This window comes from Veillonella sp. LMAG:90, assembly GCF_008679445.1.
In the GTDB taxonomy this organism is placed as follows: Bacteria; Bacillota; Negativicutes; order Veillonellales; family Veillonellaceae; genus Veillonella_A.
Window position 1 is genome coordinate 1,047,421 of the sequence record NZ_NAND01000001.1, and the last position, 22,307, is coordinate 1,069,727.

The 22,307-nt window shown below is 42.2% G+C and carries 10 protein-coding genes and 1 tRNA gene; 9 read left to right on the forward strand and 2 right to left on the reverse strand.

Going from position 1 to position 22,307, the window contains the following annotated elements:
* The first annotated feature begins 178 nt into the window (after positions 1 to 178).
* Positions 179 to 1,453 (forward strand): nickel-dependent lactate racemase, encoded by a 1,275-nt coding sequence (gene larA / locus CCC71_RS04630; RefSeq protein WP_021841257.1) that lies wholly within the window; start codon positions 179 to 181, stop codon positions 1,451 to 1,453.
* A 150-nt stretch (positions 1,454 to 1,603) separates the two neighbouring features.
* Here the strand turns inward: larA and CCC71_RS04635 are convergent, their stop codons facing one another.
* Complete coding sequence (locus CCC71_RS04635; protein WP_021841258.1) at positions 1,604 to 2,287, reverse strand: isochorismatase family protein; 684 nt, start codon at positions 2,285 to 2,287, stop codon at positions 1,604 to 1,606.
* 310 nt (positions 2,288 to 2,597) lie between these two features.
* Between CCC71_RS04635 and CCC71_RS04640 the strand changes: the two genes are divergently transcribed.
* From CCC71_RS04640 to CCC71_RS04650, 3 genes are all read left to right on the forward strand, one after another.
* Entirely contained in the window at positions 2,598 to 3,230 is a 633-nt protein-coding gene (locus tag CCC71_RS04640; RefSeq protein ID WP_296333111.1) for a TetR/AcrR family transcriptional regulator, read from the forward strand.
* A gap of 571 nt (positions 3,231 to 3,801) precedes the next feature.
* Positions 3,802 to 4,701 (forward strand): ESPR domain-containing protein, encoded by a 900-nt coding sequence (locus CCC71_RS04645; protein WP_021841260.1) that lies wholly within the window; start codon positions 3,802 to 3,804, stop codon positions 4,699 to 4,701.
* Complete coding sequence (locus CCC71_RS04650; RefSeq protein ID WP_296333113.1) at positions 4,644 to 14,789, forward strand: YadA-like family protein; 10,146 nt, start codon at positions 4,644 to 4,646, stop codon at positions 14,787 to 14,789. The genes CCC71_RS04645 and CCC71_RS04650 overlap by 58 nt, the downstream gene beginning before the upstream one ends.
* Before the next feature lie 185 nt (positions 14,790 to 14,974).
* Here CCC71_RS04650 and CCC71_RS04655 read toward each other — a convergent pair.
* Positions 14,975 to 15,050 (reverse strand) — tRNA-Lys (locus CCC71_RS04655).
* A gap of 325 nt (positions 15,051 to 15,375) precedes the next feature.
* Between CCC71_RS04655 and thrC the strand changes: the two genes are divergently transcribed.
* The 5 genes from thrC (at position 15,376) to CCC71_RS04680 (ending at position 22,307) form a co-directional block, all read left to right on the forward strand.
* On the forward strand, positions 15,376 to 16,875 hold the full coding sequence (gene thrC / locus CCC71_RS04660) for a threonine synthase (RefSeq protein WP_021841262.1): 1,500 nt from the start codon (positions 15,376 to 15,378) through the stop codon (positions 16,873 to 16,875).
* 104 nt (positions 16,876 to 16,979) lie between these two features.
* Positions 16,980 to 17,834, forward strand: coding sequence for a DMT family transporter (locus CCC71_RS04665; RefSeq protein WP_021841263.1), 855 nt, complete (start codon positions 16,980 to 16,982; stop codon positions 17,832 to 17,834).
* A 24-nt stretch (positions 17,835 to 17,858) separates the two neighbouring features.
* The gene (locus tag CCC71_RS04670; protein WP_021841264.1) at positions 17,859 to 19,679 is read left to right on the forward strand and encodes an ATP-dependent nuclease; all 1,821 of its coding nucleotides are present in this window, start codon (positions 17,859 to 17,861) and stop codon (positions 19,677 to 19,679) included.
* A complete protein-coding gene (gene gnd / locus CCC71_RS04675; RefSeq protein ID WP_021841265.1) occupies positions 19,669 to 21,099 on the forward strand; it encodes a decarboxylating NADP(+)-dependent phosphogluconate dehydrogenase in 1,431 nt (476 codons plus the stop codon). Before CCC71_RS04670 ends, gnd begins: the two co-directional genes overlap by 11 nt.
* Positions 21,100 to 21,215: 116 nt before the next feature.
* Positions 21,216 to 22,307: a HipA domain-containing protein gene (locus CCC71_RS04680; RefSeq protein ID WP_296333115.1), complete on the forward strand. Its 1,092-nt coding sequence runs from the start codon at positions 21,216 to 21,218 to the stop codon at positions 22,305 to 22,307.

Here is a 22,307-nt window from a genome sequence, read left to right on the forward strand (position 1 = left end):
TGATGTATATTGGGCTTATTTTTATGGTCTAAACTTGATTTAATTATTGCAAATTTGATTGACGAGTGATATATTTAACTCGTGATAAGAAAAATGAATATATTTTCAAAAATTATTTGTCACTCATATCACATGGAGGTTTAGGGCGTAGGTTTTATATCTATTAGGGGGCTATAATATGCGCACATTTAAAGTACCATACTCAAAAGACTTCATTTCAATCCAGGTGCCGGAAGCAAATCTCAAAGGCGTTTTAGAATCCGGCTCAGCCGAATATAAGGCTACGGCACCTGAAGAAGCATTAGTGGAACAAGCCTTGGATAATCCGATTGGCAGTGTCAAATTAGAAGACCTGGTTAAAGGGAAAAAGAACATGGTCATCATCACCAGTGACCATACCAGACCGGTACCAAGTAAGATTACCATGCCGATTTTGCTGCGTCGAATCCGTGAGGTGAATCCTGCCATTGATATTACAATTCTCGTGGCTACCGGTTTTCACAGACCCACAACCAAGGAAGAAATGATCGATAAATTCGGTCCGGACATCGTAGCCCATGAAAAGATTGTAAATCATATATCCGGTGATGACTCGCAAATGGCGAGAATTGGTACTTTGCCGTCAGGCGGTGCGTGTATCATCAATAAATTAGCTGTAGAAACAGAATTACTCATAGCCGAAGGTTTCATTGAACCGCACTTTTTTGCCGGTTTTTCCGGAGGTCGTAAGAGTATTTTACCGGGGATTGCCTCAGCGGTTACAGTCATGGCCAATCACTGTGCTGAATTTATAAATAGCCCAAATGCCAGGACCGGTATATTGGAAAACAACCCTATTCATAAAGATATGAAATACGCTGCTAAAGCTGCTAATTTAGCATTTATCCTAAACGTTGTTATCGATTCTGAAAAGCATATTATCAATGCCTTTGCCGGCGATTCTGAAAAAGCCCATGAAGTAGGCTGTGAATTTGTTTCAAAACTTGCCAGCGTACCAAAGGCACCCGCTGATATTGTTGTTACCACTAATGGCGGCTATCCGTTGGACCAGAATATTTATCAAGCGGTTAAAGGGATGACGGCCGCTGAAGCAACATGCAATAAAGATGGCGTTATTATTATGATTGCGGCCTGCAATGATGGGCACGGCGGTCAATCCCTATATGATAATTTAAAGGCGGTCAAAACCCCTAGAGAACTGCTTGACCGCATTGCTAAGGTGCCACGGAATGAAACAATTCCGGATCAGTGGGAAATGCAAATTCTAGCACGAATTCTTGACCAATTTACAGTCATTGTTGTGACTGATCAGTGTGATCCTCAAATGTTAAAAGACATGCATATTGAACATGCCTTTACATTTGCGGAAGCTTTAAATCGTGCTATGGAGATAAAAGGGAAGAATGCATCAATAACTGTCATTCCTGATGGAGTATCGGTTGTAGTGAAATAAAAGGAAATTAATAAGGAGCAGTAACTGAAATGTGAGTTTAAAAACTCGATTTCGTTACTGCTCCTTACTTTGTTTTAGACTTACCATATATTAATCAACGAGGAGGTGTTTTTATACTTGCTATAGATTAATAAGTGGGGCGGCGCAAAATTAATCTTCGCGTTCGTTGTCCATTGGTTCGCCGGATTTTGTTACTTCTACAGCTTTAGCATAGCTTTCTAAAAGAAGACGATAATTTGTAAAAATACGACCCCAAATTTGAGCCCATTTGTCGGCTTGAGGTGTATGCCATGTGCGCTGTAATTCTGCCAATACAGCACCGGCGTCAGTTACCACAACCCCTGCTTGGGTGAGGCGCATCATAGTGGCCATAGCAGCTTCTTTGGAATACGTACCGGATGCGTCAGGCACTGCAAATACGCGATAGCCTTCATTAACAGCACAAATAGCCGGTAATGCCATGCATACACTTGTTACCGTACCGGCGATGATTAACGTCTTTTTACCGGTTGCTTTTACAGCATCTACGAAATCTTTACAATCCCAAGAGTTTACTTCGCCGCGACGTGCTACATATACTGCATGCGGAGCCACTTCATGGATTTCCGGAATCAACGGACCATTTGGACCTTGGGGTACGGAAGCCGTCGTAATAACAGGCATATTTACTAATGCAGCTGCTTCAGCTAACGCAATCGCTCTGTCGCGAATACGCAAGAAATCAATGTCATTAATACATTGGAAGAGACCGCTTTGGTGGTCAATAAGCAACATAGCTGTGTCATTAACGTCAATCATAGGGGCTTTGCCGTCAAAATTTTTGTAAAGTTCCATTTTGAAATCTCCTTTCAAGGAATACAAACCTTGGTACATCTCTGGTGTACCTTGTGTATCCTATTATAGTGAGCGGGCTATTTAGAAACAATATGCAGAAATTTAAATATGTCTATACTTTGGCTGATTGTTAGAAAGCAATGAACAGAAAATAAAAAGTGTACATAAATTGCGTTTTTTGTAAAAAATATACAGAAATTGAAATGTGTTTATAGTTGACCGGGTTTTTCACAGAAATAATAGTCTCCATGATAAAATAAGAGATAATAATATAGCTATGATTTCAACAGTAAGGAGATGGAGATTTACCTTGATTGAAAGCTCGAATGAAAAAACAGGAACTAAACGACACGTATCAACGGATACTCGCGAACATATAAAAGATACACTGCTGCTTATGCTGAAAACCAGTCATTTTCGGACCATCCGCATTACCGCGCTTTGTCGGGAAGCGCATATTGCGCGAGGAACGTTTTATTTATACTACAACACCATTGATGACTTGTTGGAGGATATTATTAACGATAGCCTGCAACTTATCAATTCCATGACGCCCAAAGAAAAGCAGGGATCGCTTAAGAAGTTGCAAATTATGTTAAATCAGACGGGGGATGAGGAGTTACCGAAGGACAGCTCTTTATTTCCGCCGTGTCATAAATATTTGGAACTTGAAAAATACAGATTCCTCGTAAAAGATGCGGATGTGGCTCCGATTATCGCTCAAAAAATCCACCAGTATGAAAGCCCTAAGATCGTTCCGGTGCTCATGAAAGAGCTAAATATGAAACAGGATGAAGCGGAATTGCTTTTTAAATTTATCGTTAATGGCAGCAGCTCGGTTAACCGCAGTTTGTTAGAGTTAAAAGAGAACGAGTGGTATCGCCTGCAACAGAAGATTTTGCAATTTATTTTGGGCGGTTTGAAATGTGACCAGTGGAGTTAAAAAGCTCGGAGTATTCAATTAAATAGTGTGTGTACAAGCTCAATGTATAGCCAGCGTATTTATAAGCTATACATTGAGTTTTTTTGTTGTGAAAAAATCATAGAGAATTAATATGAATAAAATGAAATTAACATGGATTAGTGAATTTATAGTAAAAACTTTTCATTAATATATATTGTAACTATTTATTAATATATTTTCTGAAAATTATCATTTTAAAAACATGAAGTTTTCATGCGTATTTACTGATTAAAGTAGTAAATGAATAAAAGTTGTGACGTATTATTGCGATTTGATTATAATAAATTGGAACTAAAAAATAAATAGATCCTTTTATATTGCGTGTTGATGGACATAATAAACCTTCTTATATCAAACTTGAAATAAGAACTATATTAATGAGTTTAAAATGAAAAAATAACATTGAAAATATACGAATTGAATTGACAGTTATAAACACAAATTATAGAATTAAGATAAATAAAAGTGATATTTTTTGCTTTTTTTGAGGTATTAATAAGGTTTTTAAAATGAATTTACTGTGAGTTTTTTATCATGGGGAGGTTCTGTAATGAATAAGCAGTACAAAGTCATTTGGAGTAAAGTAAAAAATAGTTACGTAGTAGTATCTGAGTTGGCCAAACGTAATGGCAAAGCCGGATCTACACATAGCCAGTCAGGCCAGAAAATTGGCGTGGCTCTTTCTGTGTTGGCACTGTGTGCTGGGATGACAGCCGGGGTAAGTGCGGCTGATCAGTATTACAGTGTTAATGATATGAATGGTGCATTATCACAATTTGGGAATAAAAGTAACGACGGAGCCCAAGGTGTTGGCTCTGTAGCTGCCGGTGCAGGTGCTAAGGTTGAATCTGCTTCCGGTAGTTTCCAAGGTGCTATGGCTACCGTTGTAGGCTCTTTGAATACTGTAGCAGCTGGAACTCAACAATTTGATGGAGTTGCTAATTCTATTGTTGGTGCAGCTAATGCCACGCAGAATGCCAATGCGACACTTATTTTTGGTGCCGGTAATGCGGTAACTAATTCTTATGGTAATGTAACCTTTAATGTTGGTAATGTTGATCCGACTGATCCAATCGCTACGGCTAAAGCTTTAGCTGCTTCGGTAGGTGACAGTGGTGGTCAAGTTTTGGTTGTTGGTGGTGCTAATACAGTAGACTATGCTCGTTTCTCGGCTGTTACCGGTGTTAGCAATAAGTTGAATGGTGCAGACGGCAATACCAGTGATTATAACTTTATTACCGGTGCAAAAAATACTTTGACCAATACGGATGGCACATATGTAATCGGTTCCAGCAATACTGTGTCAGATGGGACGTCCAATATTGTAATTGGGGATAAACGTAAATTGACGGGGCGACTAATGACGTTGTCATCGGGTCTGCTGATGCAGAAATGGCAACAACTGTATCCAACGCAACTATCCTTGGACATAATGCTAATGCAACCGTAGATAATGGCGTAGCTTTAGGTTCTAACTCATTGGCTAATGTAGATTATGGTGTTGCAGGTTATGATCCGTCCACAAAAGCTGCTTCTACGGATACATCAGCGACTTGGAAATCTACTTTGGGAGCTGTATCTGTTGGTGTACTTGGTAGTGATGGAACAGCAACTGCAACTCGTCAGATTACAGGTGTTGCAGCCGGTGTGAAAGACACTGATGCTGTTAACGTGGCACAGCTTATGGCTGTTGCCGGTAATAGTTCGGGCGGAAGTTCGGTACATTTTTTCCAAGTTAATTCAGGCACTAGTGGTACTAACTATAATAACGATGGAGCTAAAGGGATAGACTCTATTGCTATAGGTAAAGCTAGCACAGCTGCAGATAATAGCATTGCTATCGGTAACGGTGCAAGCGTTTCTGATAGTAATGGTGGTAAGGGTAGTGGCGATATTGTCATCGGTAACGGTGCAAAAATCAATAACTATGTAGACCAAAGTGCTAGTATTGCAATAGGCCAAAATGCGCAGATTGATAACATGGCCGGTATGCAAGAATTTATGTTTGGGCTAGGACAAACTAATTATAATATAGTTGATAGACCTGGTGGCGGTATGGCATTTATTCCGGAAGATCCTTCGAAAGTAGCTACCGGCATTGCGATTGGTGAAAACACCTTCGTTCGTACCGGTGGTTTGATGATTGGTACGCATAATTATCGTGGAACTCTAGGCGATGTTGATGTAGATAGTGCCAATATCCGTGCTACCGGTGTTAATGTTAATAGTACGACTTTAGGTACAAACAGCTATAACAGCGGAGCTTTTGCCACTATTGTAGGCTCATACTCTATTGCAAGCGGTAACTATGCCAGCGGTGGTGATGAGAATAATGCCGGCAAAAATCTGGGAACTACTATTGTAGGTTCTTTGAACAGTGTAGAATCCTCTACTGCTGAAAATACTACATCAGGTGTAGCCAATAGCGTTGTTGGTTTTGCAAATCGTACCTTTAATTCAAATGGATCTTTAATATTTGGCGCGGGTAACGAGATTACTAACTCTGTAAGCAAAATTGAAGGGGTAGATATTTCGCTTGATGGTTCGGCAAAAGATTTACAAACTGGTTTAATAGAAGGTATTAAGAATGCTAATAGTGGCGGATCCACGTTGGCGATTGGTGGTGGCAACAAGGCAGATTACACGCAACAATCGGCCCTCGTCGGTGTTAATAATACTTTAGAAGGTACTGAGGATTCCGTAGCTCAATATAACGCGTTAACCGGTTTTAACAATACGGCAACCGGTGTAACTAATGTAACTGTAACAGGTAGTAATAACACGGTTAGTGGCTCTACATCAATTGTTAACTTAGGTAATGAAAATGCGGTAGCAGACTCTAACAATACTATTCTTCTTGGCGATAATCGTACTGTAACAGGTTCCGATAATAGCGTTATCTTAGGTCGTGCTAATAAAGAAACTACGACTGCGCTTCGTGCCGCAGCTGATACTACTTTAACTACAACAGCAGATAACGTTGTTGTTATGGGTTACAATGCTAATGCGACTGTTGATGATGGCGTAGCGTTAGGATCTAATTCTGTTGCTAGTGTTAATAAAGGTGTAGACGGTTATAATCCTAGTACAAAAGAATTATCCGGTACTGCATGGACTTCTACGATAGGTTCGGTATCTGTAGGTGATGCAGCAAATGATATCACTCGTCAGATTACTGGCGTAGCAGCTGGCACTGCAGATACAGATGCCGTTAACGTAGCTCAGTTGAAAGCTAATAAAGTAACGGTAACTGCAGGTGATAATGTCACACTTACGACTACAACTGGCACTGATGGATCTACAGATTATAAGATTGCTTCTACAGATAAAAATATATATCTTACTAGTGCAGCTTTTGACAATGGGACATTAACTCTCACTCAGACTGAAGGTACACCTATTACCGTAAGTGGTTTAGCAACAGCCGCTCAAGTTGAAGCTAATAAGATTCATTACTTCCAGGTAAATTCTGCGGCTAATGGCACTAACTATAATAATAATGGCGCAACCGGTACAGATGCAATTGCTATCGGTAAATCCAGTACATCCGGTGCTAATAGTATAGCTATCGGTCAATCGACTACAGCTGCTAATAATAGTATTGCTATCGGTAAAGCAAGTATTTCAGATAGTAATGGTAAAAAAGGTAGCGGTGATATTGCTATCGGTAATGGTGCCAATATTAATAACTACGTTGATCAAAGCGGAAGTATTGCTATCGGTCAAAATGCGAAAATTGAAAACATGTCAGGTATGCAAGAGTATCTATTCTCTATGGGACAAACAACGTTCACTGCAGGTAATTGGCTCGGTACTCTTCAAATACCGAATGATCCATCCAAAGAAGCAACTGGTATTGCTATAGGTGAAAATACCTATGCTCGTACAGGTAGTCTTATGGTTGGTTCGCATAATTATCGTGGATTATTAGGTGATGTAACGGTTGATAGTGCTGATACTAAAGCACAAGGTGTAAATATTAATAGTACTACATTAGGTACGAATAGTTATAATGGTGGTGCATTTGCAACGATTACGGGCGCTTATTCGATTGCCAGTAGTAACTATAATGGCGGTGGTTTTTCTTCTAGTGCAGGGAAAAACTTTGGTGCTACCATTATGGGTTCTTTGAATAGCATAGAGTCTGCTACTGCGTCTAATTCATCCGGTATCGCTAATAGTGTTGTAGGTGTGGCTAATAGAACCTTTAACTCCAATGGTTCCTTAATCTTTGGTGCTGGTAATGAAATTACTAACTCCATTACAACAATAGCAGCACCAAGCTCTGCAGGAGATTCTGCTAAAGCTTTACAGACAACATTGATGAATTCTATTAAGTCGTCCAATAGTGGTGGCTCGACTCTTGCAATCGGTGGCGGCAACAAGGCTGATTATACTCAACAATCTGCCCTCCTTGGTGTTAATAACACCTTGACCGGTGCTAGTGACAATATTAGCCAATACAACTACATTACAGGTTTTAAAAATACCGGTACTAATGTAGATAATGTAACGATTATCGGCACAAATCGTACGGTATCTGATGCGGCTAATAGCGTAGTTATCGGCTCGGCTGATTCTGTAATGACATCGAGTGCAAGTGATGCGGTTACTATCGGTCGAAATGCAAATACAACTATTGATGGTGGTGTAGCTTTAGGCTCTAATTCTGTGGCAAGCGTTGATAAAGGCGTAGATGGATATAATCCTAGCACTAAAGCGTTAACCGGTTCTACATGGACCTCTACAGTTGGTTCCGTATCTGTTGGTGATGCAGCCAATGATATTACTCGTCAGATTACAGGTGTAGCAGCCGGTACTCAAGATACAGATGCTGTTAACGTAGCTCAGTTGAAAGCAAATAAAGTAACCTTGAAACAAGGCGAAAATGTAACGATTACTACTGATGTGGCTGATGATGGTGCAACAACGTATACAATTAAATCAACAGATACAAATACAGTTTTAGCTAAAGGCGAAGTAACATATGTTGGTGCCGATGGTACATTAGTTTTGACTGACTCTGATAATAATCCAATTACCGTGACCGGTTTAAAAAATACATACCTTACGGGAGCATCTTTAGAAAATAATACTTTAACACTTACTCAAAATGAAGGGGCTCCTATTACCGTAACCGGTATTGCTACAACAGCTGAATTGGCGGCTAATAAAGTTAAATACTTCTCTGTAAAATCTGAATTAGCAGCTAACCAGAATAATGACGGAGCTAAAGGCACAAACTCAATTGCTATTGGCCCGAATGCTGTAGCTCAACGTGAAAATGGCATAGCTTTGGGGACCAATGTCTATTCCGGCGGCAAGGGCAGTATTGTCATCGGTAGTGATGCTAAAGTTTCGGAAAATATTGCTTTGGATGGTAGCATTGTTATCGGTAAAGGAGCCGTAGCCTTCACCGGTGGCGGTGAACAAGAAGCCTTATTGGGAATGGATCCAACGAATTGGCCTAAGCGTGGTTCCGGTGGATATGATAATCCGACTGATGCTAGCCGAGTAGCTACATCTATCGTTATCGGCACAAATGCTTTTGGCCGTACGGGTTCGATTGATATTGGGGATCGTGTATACCGAGGCACCATGGGTGGTAAACAAATTACTGATAACAACACCAGTTTTCATGTAAATCAGACTACCTTGGGTACGAATACCTATAATAAAGGCTTGTTTTCGACTATGATGGGCTCTTACTCTATTGCTACGGGTGGTTTTGATGGTAGTGGTAGGTTGAATACCGGTGCTTATGGGGCACAAAACTTTGGTGCTACTGTATTGGGCTCTTTAAATAGTGTTAGATCTAATGAAAAGTTACCTGAATTTTTTGGTGTACCAATAGGTTCGTCTTATCAGGGTATTGCAAATACTATTGTTGGCTTAGGCAATATTACGGATAATACTAACGGTTCATTAGTATTTGGTGCCGGGAATAAGATCACAAACTCTATTACCTCTATTTCTATGCCAACGAGTGGCGCTGATTCCGTAGATGCTATGGTGGATAAGCTCCAAACTGTGATTAAAGACTCTAAAAGTGGTGGTGCGACCTTAGCTATCGGCGGTGCTAACACGGCTGATTACACCCGTACATCTTCTATCATTGGTGTGAACAATACCTTGAAGGGGACAAGTAGCAACATTAGTCAGTTTAATGCGTTGACCGGTTATCATAATACAGCAACTAATGTAGATAACGTAACTGTGACCGGTTCTAATAATACTGTAAAAGATACAACGACTGCTGTTGTAATTGGTGATAATCGTACATTAACCGGTGTCAATAATAATGTTGTTATTGGATCCGCAGATTCCGCACTTGAAACAACTGTTAGTGATGCAGTAGCTGTTGGTCGAAATGCTAATGTTACTATTAAGGGTGGCGTAGCTCTTGGTGCTAACTCTGTGGCTCGTACAGATAAGGGTGTTGTAGGTTATGACCCATCCGGTAGAATTACCGATGCGGATAGTATTTTAGGTAGTAATACACAGTATCAGAGCTTACAGACGGAAGTAACTGATGCACAAACAACGGTAAATGATTTAACCGCTAAGGCAGCTGAATATCAAGCTAATATTGATATGATTGTTTCCATGTATCCGGATAATTCGTATGAACAAGATGCGGGATATCAGGGAATAAAAGCATCTCTTGAATCAACACAGGCTCAGTTAGCTACAGCTCAGGCAGATTTGGACAGCAAACAAAGTGCATTGGCTGAAGCAGGTAAAGCTTTGTATACATGGCAGTCCACAGCCGGATCGGTATCGGTGGGCGATGTTTCTAAAGGAATCACCCGTCAAATTACTGATGTGGCAGCTGGTACTGCTGATACTGATGCCGTTAACGTGGCACAGCTAAAACAAGTGGCTGAAGCTGCTGAAGATGCCGGTAAGACAACTTTGAACTTCACAGGTGATGATACCACAGCTACTATTGCTCGTGGCAATGGTCAGACCTTGAATATTACCGGTGGTGCAACAGCAACTGATGCCGATGGCAACAGCTTATTGACTGATAACAATATAGGCGTTGTAAAAGACGGCGATAATGCACTGAAAGTACAGTTGGCTAAAGACCTTACAGGCTTAAATAGTGTTAAAGTTGGTAATGCGGTAACTCTTGGTACAACAGGCTTGATAATCACTAATGGTCCATCTGTTACTACAACAGGCATTGATGCAGGTAGCAAGAAGATTACTAATGTAGTAGCGGGTACAGATGATACAGATGCTGTCAACGTAAGTCAGTTGAATAGTGCTATTAAAGGTGCAAAACATACTGAAGTTACCCTCAATGGCGATGCTCCGACTGCAGGTGCAAATGGTGCTTTAGGTGAGTACATCGGATCTAGCAACCTTACTATGGCTGTGCAAGATGTTGACGGCCAGAAGGTTTACGACTTGAAGATGAGTAAAGACCTAGTAGCTGGTACTAAGCCTGGTGCAGATGGTAAAAACGGCGAAGCCGGTAGTATTACTATTATTGGTGAACCTGGTAAAGATGGTGCTGATGGAAAGAACACAAGTGCCAATATTACCGTTAAAGACGGGAAAAATGGACTTGATGGTACAGATGGAATCACACGTATTGTTTACAAAGATGAAGACGGTACAGATCATGAAATTGCAACCATGGATGATGGTTTAAATTTCACAGGTGACACAGAAAATGTAACCATTGCTAAGAAGCTTAATGAAACCTTGTCAATTACCGGTGGCATCACTAAGGCAGATCAACTTACAACGGAAGATAATATCGGTGTTGTAGCAAGCGACAGTGGCTTAAAAGTAAGATTAGCCAAAGACTTGCAAGACCTCAACAGTGTTCGTATTGGTGGTACAACTGAAAATGGTAAAGGCATCTACATTGCTAACCAGTCTGTAAGCACCTCAAAAGGCAATGCTGAAGAAGGTACGATTGCGTCTGCTGAAGATGCGCTGAGTCTAGGTAGTTATGCCAATGCAAGTAAAGATACAGCTGTTGCTCTAGGTGCGTATGCTAAAACTGATCGTGGTGCCGGTGAATTATTTGGCTATGTACCAGGCTTAACCGGTGATGAATTGACTAAATTCCAGACGGATAACGCAGGTTCTGTTATTTGGAACAGTAATCGTGGTGCGGTCAGTGTTGGTATAAAAGGTAAGGAAACTCGTCAAATTACAAATGTGGCAGCCGGTACCGAAGATACGGATGCTGTTAACATAGCGCAGTTGAAGGCGATAGATAGTAAGGTTGATGCTAATAAAATTTCTTATTTTTCTGTAAATTCTTCAACAGAAAGCAATAAAGATAATGATGGTGCTACCGGTGTAGAGTCTATTGCCATAGGTGGAGGAGCTAAGGCGAAGCACTATCAGAGCATTGCAATTGGTGGATTTACTGAGGCTGCTAATATAGATAGTATTGCAATTGGGTACTTGGCATCGGCAACAGAGATGGCCGATAACGGTGTAAGTATTGGACGAGAAACGAGAAATACAGTTCCTAATGGCATTGCTTTGGGAAGTTATTCTGTTGCTGATCGTAGAGAGAATATTCTTAGTTATGATCCTCTTACAGAAACTAATTTTAACTTTACACCTGAAATGCAGACTGCGTTAGACGCATGGAATGCGGCGGCTGCTGTATATTATCAGAACCCAACTCCGGAAAATGCACAGGCGGCTAAGGATGCCGGTATGAAGTATCGATTGATGGTTGCACCGTGGATGGCCGGCATGGGGTCACTCTCGCTTGGTAATGGTGAAGAAGGTCTTACCCGTCAGATTACTAATGTGGCAGCCGGGACAATTGATACTGACGCAGTTAATATAGCCCAACTTAAAGCTGCCAAAGTTGAAGTGCTTGCAGGCACTAATATCAGCAGCATAGATAAAGATACGAGTGCGGGTTATACTCAGTACAAAGTTAATGCAAAAGATACAATAACTGATAGTGCTACATTGAGTGGCGATACGATTACCTTTACTCGTAATGATGGAACGACTTATAAAGTAAGTGGTTTAGCATCAACTAGTGCACTAGATACTAATAAAACAAGATATTTTTCGGTAAATTCTACTGATGCGGGAAATAGAGGTAATGATGGTGCTACAGGGGCAGGTGCTTTGGCTGCCGGTGTAAATGCTAAAGCTACTAAGTCAGCTGATACAGCTATTGGTAATGGATCGAGTGCGTCAGGCAGCTGGAGTATTGCTGCAGGGGCTGGGAGCAACGCTTCAGGCACAGTTGCAGTAGCAATGGGGTATGGTGCTACTGCGGCTGCTAATCAGTCCGTCGCAATCGGCTATTCGGCTAAAGTAACGAGAAATGACTCGATAGCGATTGGGCGTGAAACGCAGGCAAATGAATTAAATACGGTAGCTATTGGTCTTCAAACAAAAGCTAACGGCAATCAAAGTATGGCTTTAGGTTATGGAGCCCTTACTGAACGTAGTGCTAATAATGGTTTAGCAATTGGTGTAAGTGCTTATGTGGGTCCTATACGTTCTACTGACCCAGTGCAAGGTGTGCCGGGTAATAGTACATCAGTTGTAGATGATGACACTGTGGTTGAAGCAGGCAAAGAACAAATGAACTCAATTGCTCTTGGCAACTCGGCTAAAGCATTTGGCTATCAGACGACTGCTTTAGGTGCCGGAGCTGAAGCACATGATACGAATAGCTTGGCAGTCGGCATAATGGCTATTGGTAAAGGTAACTATGCAACGGCATTAGGCAAACAGGCGTATGCTAATGGTAATGAAGCAACGGCACTTGGGCACTGGGCGCGTGCGTACGGCGATAATGCAATTGCTATTGGATCCTATGCAATTACTAATACCTTGGATGGAACAGGCACGGTAAATAATGGTATTGCTATTGGTCAGAAAGCGCGTGTTGCCTCTAATAATTCAGTCGCTTTGGGGCAAAATTCTTTAGCATATATTCCTGATAGTGTGAAAACGGAAGCCTACTTAACAAACGAAGCTTTTGCAGCGGAAAATGGTGTGGTTTCCGTAGGCAATGCTGAATACACAATCGGTGATGATACTGTAGCAGCTAATCGTCGTCGTATTACGAATGTGGCCGGTGGTGCTGATGATTATGATGCCGTTAACGTGGCACAGCTTAAAGAGTTATCTTCTAAATTAACTCAAGAGGCTACCAACAGTAAATTATCTTCCGGTAAAAATATTACTATTAACACAACAACTGATGATAATGGAGTTAAGACAAATACTATTGATTTGAATGATAAAATTACATTGAATAACGCAGCTGCACCGGGGCAACAAGTAGTAGTTGATGGTACGACATCGAATATTACTGCCGGTACAGGCAATAATCAAGTAGTAGTTAATGGCTCTAATGGGCAAGTAACAATTGGTGCCCAAGGTAGTCAGCTCACTATTGGTAAGCAAGGTGATACGGCGAAAGACAAAGAGGGCAATCTGATTAATCCGGATAAGACAGGTCACTATATTACAGGTCTCGACAATACGACTTGGAAGCCTGAAACGAACGGTATCGTGGAAAACCGTGCCGCAACTGAAGGACAATTGCGTGATGCGGTAAATAATATTGGAACTCAAATCGGTGACATTAATACCGATATTGAGGCCATTCAAAATGCTAAACGTGAGTTTATCAGCGATACCGAAGAAAAAATTGAAGTCGGTAATGCTGAAACCTTAAGTATCACCGGTGGAGCGATGGAACCTCTGACTGAGGGCAATATTGGTGTCGTGAATGACGGAACTAAAGGTTTTAAAGTTAAATTATCATCCAAACTTTCCGGTTTAGAACGTGTTACTGTAGGTTCTGGTGATACAGCAACTGTTATCGGTACTGATAGTGTAACGACTACGGAACTTGTAACGGGTAATACTACGGTTAATACGGATGGTGTAACGATTAAGACTACTGATGCAGCTAAATCAGATATTAAGCTCACTAGTGATACTATCAGCATGGGTAAAAATCAGATTCATGATGTAGTAGCCGGTGAAGCTGAAACTGATGCGGTCAATGTTGGTCAGTTAAATAGTGCGGTAACGAATATCGGTTCCAATATGAACTATTTAGGTAATCAGATTAACAAACTGGATAACCGTGTGAACCGTGTCGGTGCCGGTGCAGCAGCTCTTGCAGCTTTACATCTGTTAGATTACAATCCGACGACAAGATGGGAATTTGCAGCCGGTGTGGGTAACTACAAAGGTGCGAATGCAGTAGCAGTTGGTGCGTTCTATCGTCCACATAGCGACATGATGTTCAGCCTCGGCAGTTCCTTTGGTGGCGGTGAAAACATGGTTAACGCCGGTGTAACTTGGCGTGTTGGTGCCGGTCAGACAACTAACTACGGATCTAGCCAAGCGATGGCTCAGGAAATCGATAGTCTCCGTAGTGTAGTTAACGATCAGCAGTCCATGATTCAGTCGCAAAATCAAAAATTGGATACGCAAAGCGCTCAATTGGAAGAACAGAAACAACGTATAGAAGAGTTGACTCAGCTCGTAAATTCGTTGGTTAACAAATAAGAGTAGAGAACATTTGCAGCTAAATAGTGTGTAGAGGTTAAATGTTGCATTATAACTGCATAGAGCTTACAACTGAATAATTAAAAAGAGCGATAGTACTAACTATAGCCGGATCACCGGGATTAGTATTACTATCGCTCTTTATTTGATTTTAAGTGCAATATATCAAATTTTGGACATAAAAATGGTGGACCACCAGGGGTTCGAACCCTGGACACCCTGATTAAGAGTCAGGTGCTCTGCCAGCTGAGCTAGTGGTCCATAACAACATAGCTATTATATACTTATTGTTTCGAAATGTAAACCCTTATAGCAGTAAAGTTTAAAAATTATGTAAAATTTAAAGAAAACATAAGCTTTTAAAAGTTTCCGATATTCGTTTATTTTTAGGGGCCGGGAGATTTTTATTTTTTACAACATTTTGTAAAAATAATGTAATAACTTATAACGGTGCCGTAATTAAGGGGGAAAGCGTCGCTGTTGGTAGGTAGAAAAAAATGTGTATTTTCGGTATAATTAATTGAAAGAAGTAATAGAGAAATTTTCTATTATTATTTTAGATTAGTAGAAGTATGAGGGTAGAGAGATGAAGTATCGAAGTACACGAAGTGAAGAAACGGTAAGTGAAACGTATGCATTGCTCCATGGCTTGGCAAGTGACGGGGGTCTATATGTGCCGGCCTTATTTCCGGAACGCTGTCTGACTTATGACATGGTGGCGGAGAAATCCTACGAGGACATTGCGTATACCGTATTAAAAAATCTTTTCACAACTTTTGATGAAGCGGAATTACGTTCCATGATTGCGTCGGCTTACAGCAAAGCAAATTTCAGTACGCCTGAAATTGCACCGTTGCATTCTATTTTGGAACGTTTATCGGTGCTCGAATTGTTCCACGGACGTACGCAGGCGTTTAAGGATATGGCATTGTCCTTGTTCCCGTATTTGTTGGTAGCCGCCAAAGAAGCGGAAAAAGAAACGGATGAGGTGCTTATTTTGACGGCCACTTCCGGTGACACCGGTAAAGCGGCGCTGGAAGGTTTTAAAGATGTGCCGGGCACTCACATTCAGGTTTTTTATCCGACCGATGGCGTGAGTCCGATGCAGCAAGAACAGATGCAGAAACAAGAGGGCGATAATGTTAATGTAACGGCTATTCGCGGTAACTTTGACGATGCGCAGCAATTTTTAAAACGCCTCTTTGTGGACGAATCGATGGCTGAAAAAGTGGCGGCTAAGGGAGTTCGTTTCTCCAGTGCCAACTCCATTAATGTCGGTCGTTTGGCACCGCAGGTGGTTTACTATGTGGCAGCCTATGCAGAACTTGTAAACCAGGGTGCTATTCATCGCGATGAAGTGTTTAATGTGGTGGTCCCTACCGGCAACTTCGGCAATATTTTGGCCGCTTATTATGCGAAAAAGATGGGTGTGCCAATCGGTAAGTTGATTTGTGCTTCCAATCGTAATAATGTGTTGACGGACTTTTTCAAAACGGGCACCTATGATATGAAGCGTGAATTCTACACGACCATTTCACCGTCCATGGATATTTTGGAAAGTTCCAACTTTGAACGCTTCTTATATTATGTGAGCGGCGAGGATTACGAAGCCACCAACAGCCGCATGAAGGATTTAAAACAAAACGGTTCCTTGTCGGTAACGGCCGAAGAGTTACAGCGCATTCAGAAGGATTTCAGCGGTCAATTTGTTTCCGACGAAGAAACGAAAGCTGTCATTGCGCAGGTTTATAACTCCTACGGTTATTTGTTGGATCCGCACACGGCGGTGGCCATGGGGGCCTACATGAAGGAATTGCAGGCGCATCCGGAAGATGGTGGCCGTCATACGGTGATTGCGGCGACGGCCCATCCGTTCAAGTTCCCGAATCCGATTTGCGAAGCCTTGGAAATTCAGACCGGCGATACGCCATATGAAAGCCTTGAGCACATCAGTGCGGTGACGGGCGTGGCGTTCCCGAAACAACTGGCTGCTTTGCAGGCGAAGGAATTGCGTTTTACCAAAGTCATTGATAAAGAATCAATGGGGAAAGAAATACTTGCTTTTGTCGATACTTTTAAAAAATAAGCTATATTGAGTCAGACGCATCCTACTTATTAACGATATAAGTTGTTGGTTGATACTATATAGCAATCAAAATAGTAGTAATACATTAAGAAAGTAGTGACAACGTGAGACAAGCTTTTTTCTATGCCATTGCATCCGCTTTGGCGTTTAGTATCATGAATTTATTTGTAAAAATGCTGGGGCAAGCCATGCCGGCGGCGGAGATTACCTTTTTCCGCGGCCTCATCGGCACGGTGGCAGTCCTTATCTATATGCGGGTCAAGGGCATTGCCTTTTCCACGGAAAATCGCGGGATGCTTACGGTTCGCGGGATTTTCGGCGGTTTAGGCAACTTGTGTAACTTTATTGCTTTGGCGTACATGAAGTTGGCCGACGCGGCGATTTTATTTCAGTTGTCCGGCATTTTCGTGTTTATTTTTAGCACACTCTATTTGAAAGAGTCAGTTCCGAAAGGGGCCGGTAAATGGCTTCTTTTGATTTTGGCGGCTGTTTGCCTTATGATTAAGCCTTGGTCGTTTAGTGAGTTCCATTGGTATTCGCTCTACGCCATCGCCGGTGCTGCCTTTGCGGCCGCTGCCTACACTACGATTCGCAAGCTCAGCCAAGTGGGACATCACAGTAATTATGAGATTATGTTTTATTTCTTAGTGACCACCATGATTGTCGGTGGTATCTTGATGGGACCTGATTTTGTATGGCCTGATTTGCGGCAATGGGTAATCCTTGGGATTATCGGCGGGATTTCCGTATTTGCCCAATTCTTCCTAACCGGTGCATTTGTGGCCACCAATGCAGTTGTGGCACAATTTTTACAATATATCGGCGTATTCTTCAACGCCATGTGGGGCTTTGTGATTTTTGACGAAACCTTATCGTGGCTGACGGTCTTGGCCGGTATTATGATGTTTGTCGCATCGGTTATGATTGCTCGTTTAAAAGAGCAACACGTCAAAGTATAAGCCCTAACAAAGGTAGGTGCCGATATGTACTTAGCAACTTTGGAAATTGAGAATTTTCGTAACTTGAATCAAACGAAGTTGAGTTTTCACGAGCATTGTAATTATCTGATTGGTGAAAACTCGATTGGGAAGTCTAATTTGTTGGCCTTGATTCAGATCATGACATCCGGCAGAAGGCTGGTGGAAGGGGATTTTTTTGATATCGTAAAACCCGTCAAGGTTCGCCTTGAAATCGTGGTGACGCCGCACGAAGAGTTGCCTCCCTTATTGATTAAGGCGGTTAAAAACGGTCGTATTCTGCTCGAGTGGGAGCAGGTGAATGTAGCGACGAAGCCGCGTCTTTATGAGGTGTTGACTACGACGGCACGGCGGTCGGTACCGCTTAAAACGCTCACTTACATGGCCTATTTTGCCTTGAAGGATATTGGCATTTATTCTTTCGACACGAAGGAGGAGTCCTTTTACGAAGAGCTCCGCGATTTGTTGGGCGAGGCCCTCGATGTGGCGATTTGTAAAAAAGATTCGCCCGTCACGAAGTCTATGTCGCTCATTGCGCTGCGCATTCGGCAGTTTCAAATGGTCATGCCTCATTTGCCGATTTACATGATTATTGTATTGGCTCAGTTGACGCAATGGCCGCTTATGGAACGAGGATCCATGACGCATACGAAAATTGATAAGAGCGAGCGTTATGCCGGCTTTTATACGCCTGATGCGCTACGCCTCGTGGCCATGGTGGTATTTCGCTTGGTGCAGAAGATTTTTCGTTTGAAAAAACAAAATCGCCTCGAGTCGCGTATTGTCGTGATGAAGGGAAAACGGTATTTACCGCTGGCTATCAGCCTCGATGAAGTAGAAACCCATTTGAACCCGCTCATGCAGCGGGCCATGGTAGATTATTTTAAAGAAATGATGGCCAATGAGAATATCGGATTTTTGCGCATCTTAAAAGATGTGTTCGGCATTGACGGTATTTTAGGCCAGGTCTTTATCGTTACCCATTCGGCGGAAGTTTTGTCCGATGATTATCGGCAGATTATTCGCTTTTATCGCCAGCCGTCGGGGTCGTTGAAGATTGCCTGCGGGGTGACCTTTGAAGTGTCGTCGGAGGCGGAAGAACATTTGATTGCTTATTTTTCAGCGGTCAAAGAGGCCCTCTATACACGTTGTGTTATGATAGTAGAGGGCGAAACAGAGTACAGTAGTTTTCGGCAGTTTGCCAAAACGCTCGGTATTCCGCTCGACTTTTACGGCATCGGGCTTATCAATGCCCGCGGCCAAGGGTCTATCAGCCGATTGGCTGAATTATTTAATCGTTTTGACATTCCCGTCATTGCCCTATATGATAGGGATGTGCGTACCGACGTACGGGCGGGTAAAAAGCAAGTATATTTCACGGATACAATTTGCTATGAATATGATTTGGTCAGTCACTTGATTCGCCGGCGCCAACGGTCCGTTTTGGATAATATTGTGCGCATGGTAGTCAGTCTTGAAGGCGGTTCACAGCTGGTGTCCAAAAAAGCCATCACCCAAGGGGTGGATAAGCTGATTAAGTACGCCAAGTCGCAAAATGAGTCAGCTCAAGGTCTGGTGAACCGGGCGTTTCACGAACGCAAATTAAATTCGATTCCGAATCGGGAAGAACACCTATTGGAAGTGTATTACTTCAGTTGGCTGTTTTTTCAAAAAGGAATTACTATCGGCAAGTGTATTGCGTATAATATAAAAGAGCGGGAGGATATTCCCCCTGCGTTTGTAAGAGTTATAAAAAAAGCACAGCAGCTGGCGCAACAACAGGACGCCTGGCTGGCTGTGGCAGAGGAGACGAAATATGGAAAATAAGACATATGAATTCGGTTTAGTCGGTTTGGCCGTTATGGGTCAAAACTTAGCGCGTAATGTGGCACACAAAGGTTTTAGCATTGCTGTTTATAACCGTACGCCGCAGAAAACGGATGAGTTTTTGCAAAAATTCGGTCACGAAGGCAACATCGGCGGCGCTCACAGCCCTGAAGAACTCGTTAACATGCTCGCTAAACCTCGCAAAATCATGTTCCTCGTAAAAGCTGGCCAACCGGTAGATGACATGATTGAAGCGTTCTTGCCATATTTGGATAAAGGCGACATCTTAATCGATGGCGGTAACTCGTATTTCAAAGATACGCGTCGCCGCAGCCAGGAACTCGAAGCTAAAGGCTTCCGCTTATTAGGCGTTGGCGTATCCGGCGGGGAAGAAGGGGCTCTTAACGGTCCAAGCCTCATGCCGGGCGGTAACGAAACGTCCTATAAAGAAGTGGAAAAAATTTTCACGTCCATCGCCGCTCAGGTGGCTGACGGTCCTTGCTGCAGCTATGTTGGTGATGACGGTGCCGGTCACTATGTAAAAATGGTGCACAACGGTATCGAATACGGCGATATGCAGCTCATCTCCGAAGCGTATTTCATGATGAAAGAGTTGCTCCACATGAGTGCCGAAGAAATGGCCGAAGTGTTCACCGAATGGAATAAAGGCGTACTCGATTCTTATTTAATCGAAATCACGTCTAAAATCTTGCGCGTACGTGACAAAGAAACGGGCGAGCCTTTATTGGAAAAAATCCTCGACAAAGCGGGCCAAAAGGGTACCGGTAAATGGACGAGCCAGGAAGCCCTTGATTTAGGAGTACCAATTCCGACTATCGCGGAAGCTGTATTTGCGCGCGGCATGTCGGCTTACAAAACGGAACGCGTGGAAGCGGCTAAGATGCTCAAAGGTCCTGAAGGGGAATACAAAGGCGACAAAAAAGCCTTTATTGATGCTATTCATTCCGCATTGTATGCATCCAAAATCTGTTCTTACGCACAGGGCTTTGCGTTGATTAAAGCAGCAGCCAAAGAATACAACTGGAATATCAACTTTGGTGATATGGCGCTCTTATGGCGTGGTGGTTGTATCATTCGTGCCGTATTCTTGGAAGATATTAAAAAAGCGTTCGAACGCAATCCGGAACTTACCAACTTGCTTCTCGATCCGTTCTTCATTGAAGCCATCGAACAGCATCAGGCTAAATGGCGTGAAGCGATTATCGAAGCCAAACGTTTCGGCATTCCGACTCCGGCGTTCTCCGCATCCCTTGATTACTACGACAGCTATCGTCGTGCCAATTTGTCCGCTAACATGATTCAGGCGCAGCGCGACTTCTTCGGTGCACATACGTATGAACGTGTTGACCAAGACGGTATTTTCCATACCGAATGGGAAGCTGAATTGGAAGGGAAATAAAATTTTTGGTGGGTTAAGTTTGTCGTTACACGAATGCTCTTATTAGATATTTTAGGCTTCGTTTGAATTGAATAAAACTTGCACGAAAGGGGCACATCATGAAGCATAATAAATTTATGGATAGCACATGTTTATTAATGCATAAGGATGTGCCCTGTATTTTATTTTCTTTTGATAATATGATGCTTTGGGCACAGGTTAATGAAGTGTTAAGTATTGCTCATTTGCCACCATATATGATTGATAACTTCCGTGGCTACGAATATAATTTGAATAAATTTTTGGATCATCGAGTTATTCCTAAAGAACGGCCCAATATCAGTGCCATTAAGGATTACTTTGACAGTGATTCCTCGCTGGAACTATCCTTGCGCTCCTATATGCTTAGCGTGTCCGATCATTATTGGATTAAACCGGCCGACAGTAAAGTAACTTGGGCTGATGTAAACTTCTATGATAATTCATTTGAAGATGATTCGATATTTATCTCATCTTTGACGACGTTGAAAAAACAGATTGGCGATAGAACGCTGATTTCGTTTCATAGTCATACGCCGAATACTTCGAATAACGGTACTTTACCGCAGATGTGGTTGCATACAGATGAATCGCCGGTTCTATATAAAACAGGTAATCAGCCGTTTATGCAGGAGCCTTTTAATGAAGCGGTGGTTTCCGATTTATTAGATGTACTGGGTTTTAACCATGTGTTGTATCGTTTGGGAACATTCGGTGGCTCGGTCGTATCCGCTTGTGATGCGTTCACGACGGCGTCCATCGAGTTTATACCGGCTTGGCAATTGGAAAAATCCAGAACCAATCATTTAAACGGGTTAGATAATTATTTGGAATTTCTACGACAAAATGGTTGTGCCGTAACGGATGAAATTCGTAAGCAGCTGGAAGAAATGATTATTATTGATTATCTGACAATGAACGATGATCGTCATTGGGGGAATTTCGGTATCTTACGGAACAGTGAGACACTTGAGTTTATAGGTCTGGCGCCTATTTTTGATAATGGCCGAACCTTTGCATATAACTCTTTTAGTGGTGATTATGAAGCACAGCCGGCACCATATAATTTGTCTAAAGCGTTTGCTGAAAACGGTACTCATGACCGTGAACTTACTTATGTAACAGGGGTTCATGATATCGATTATGCTGCATTGAAAGCGGCAGTGCCGGATATTTTTGAAAAAAGATAA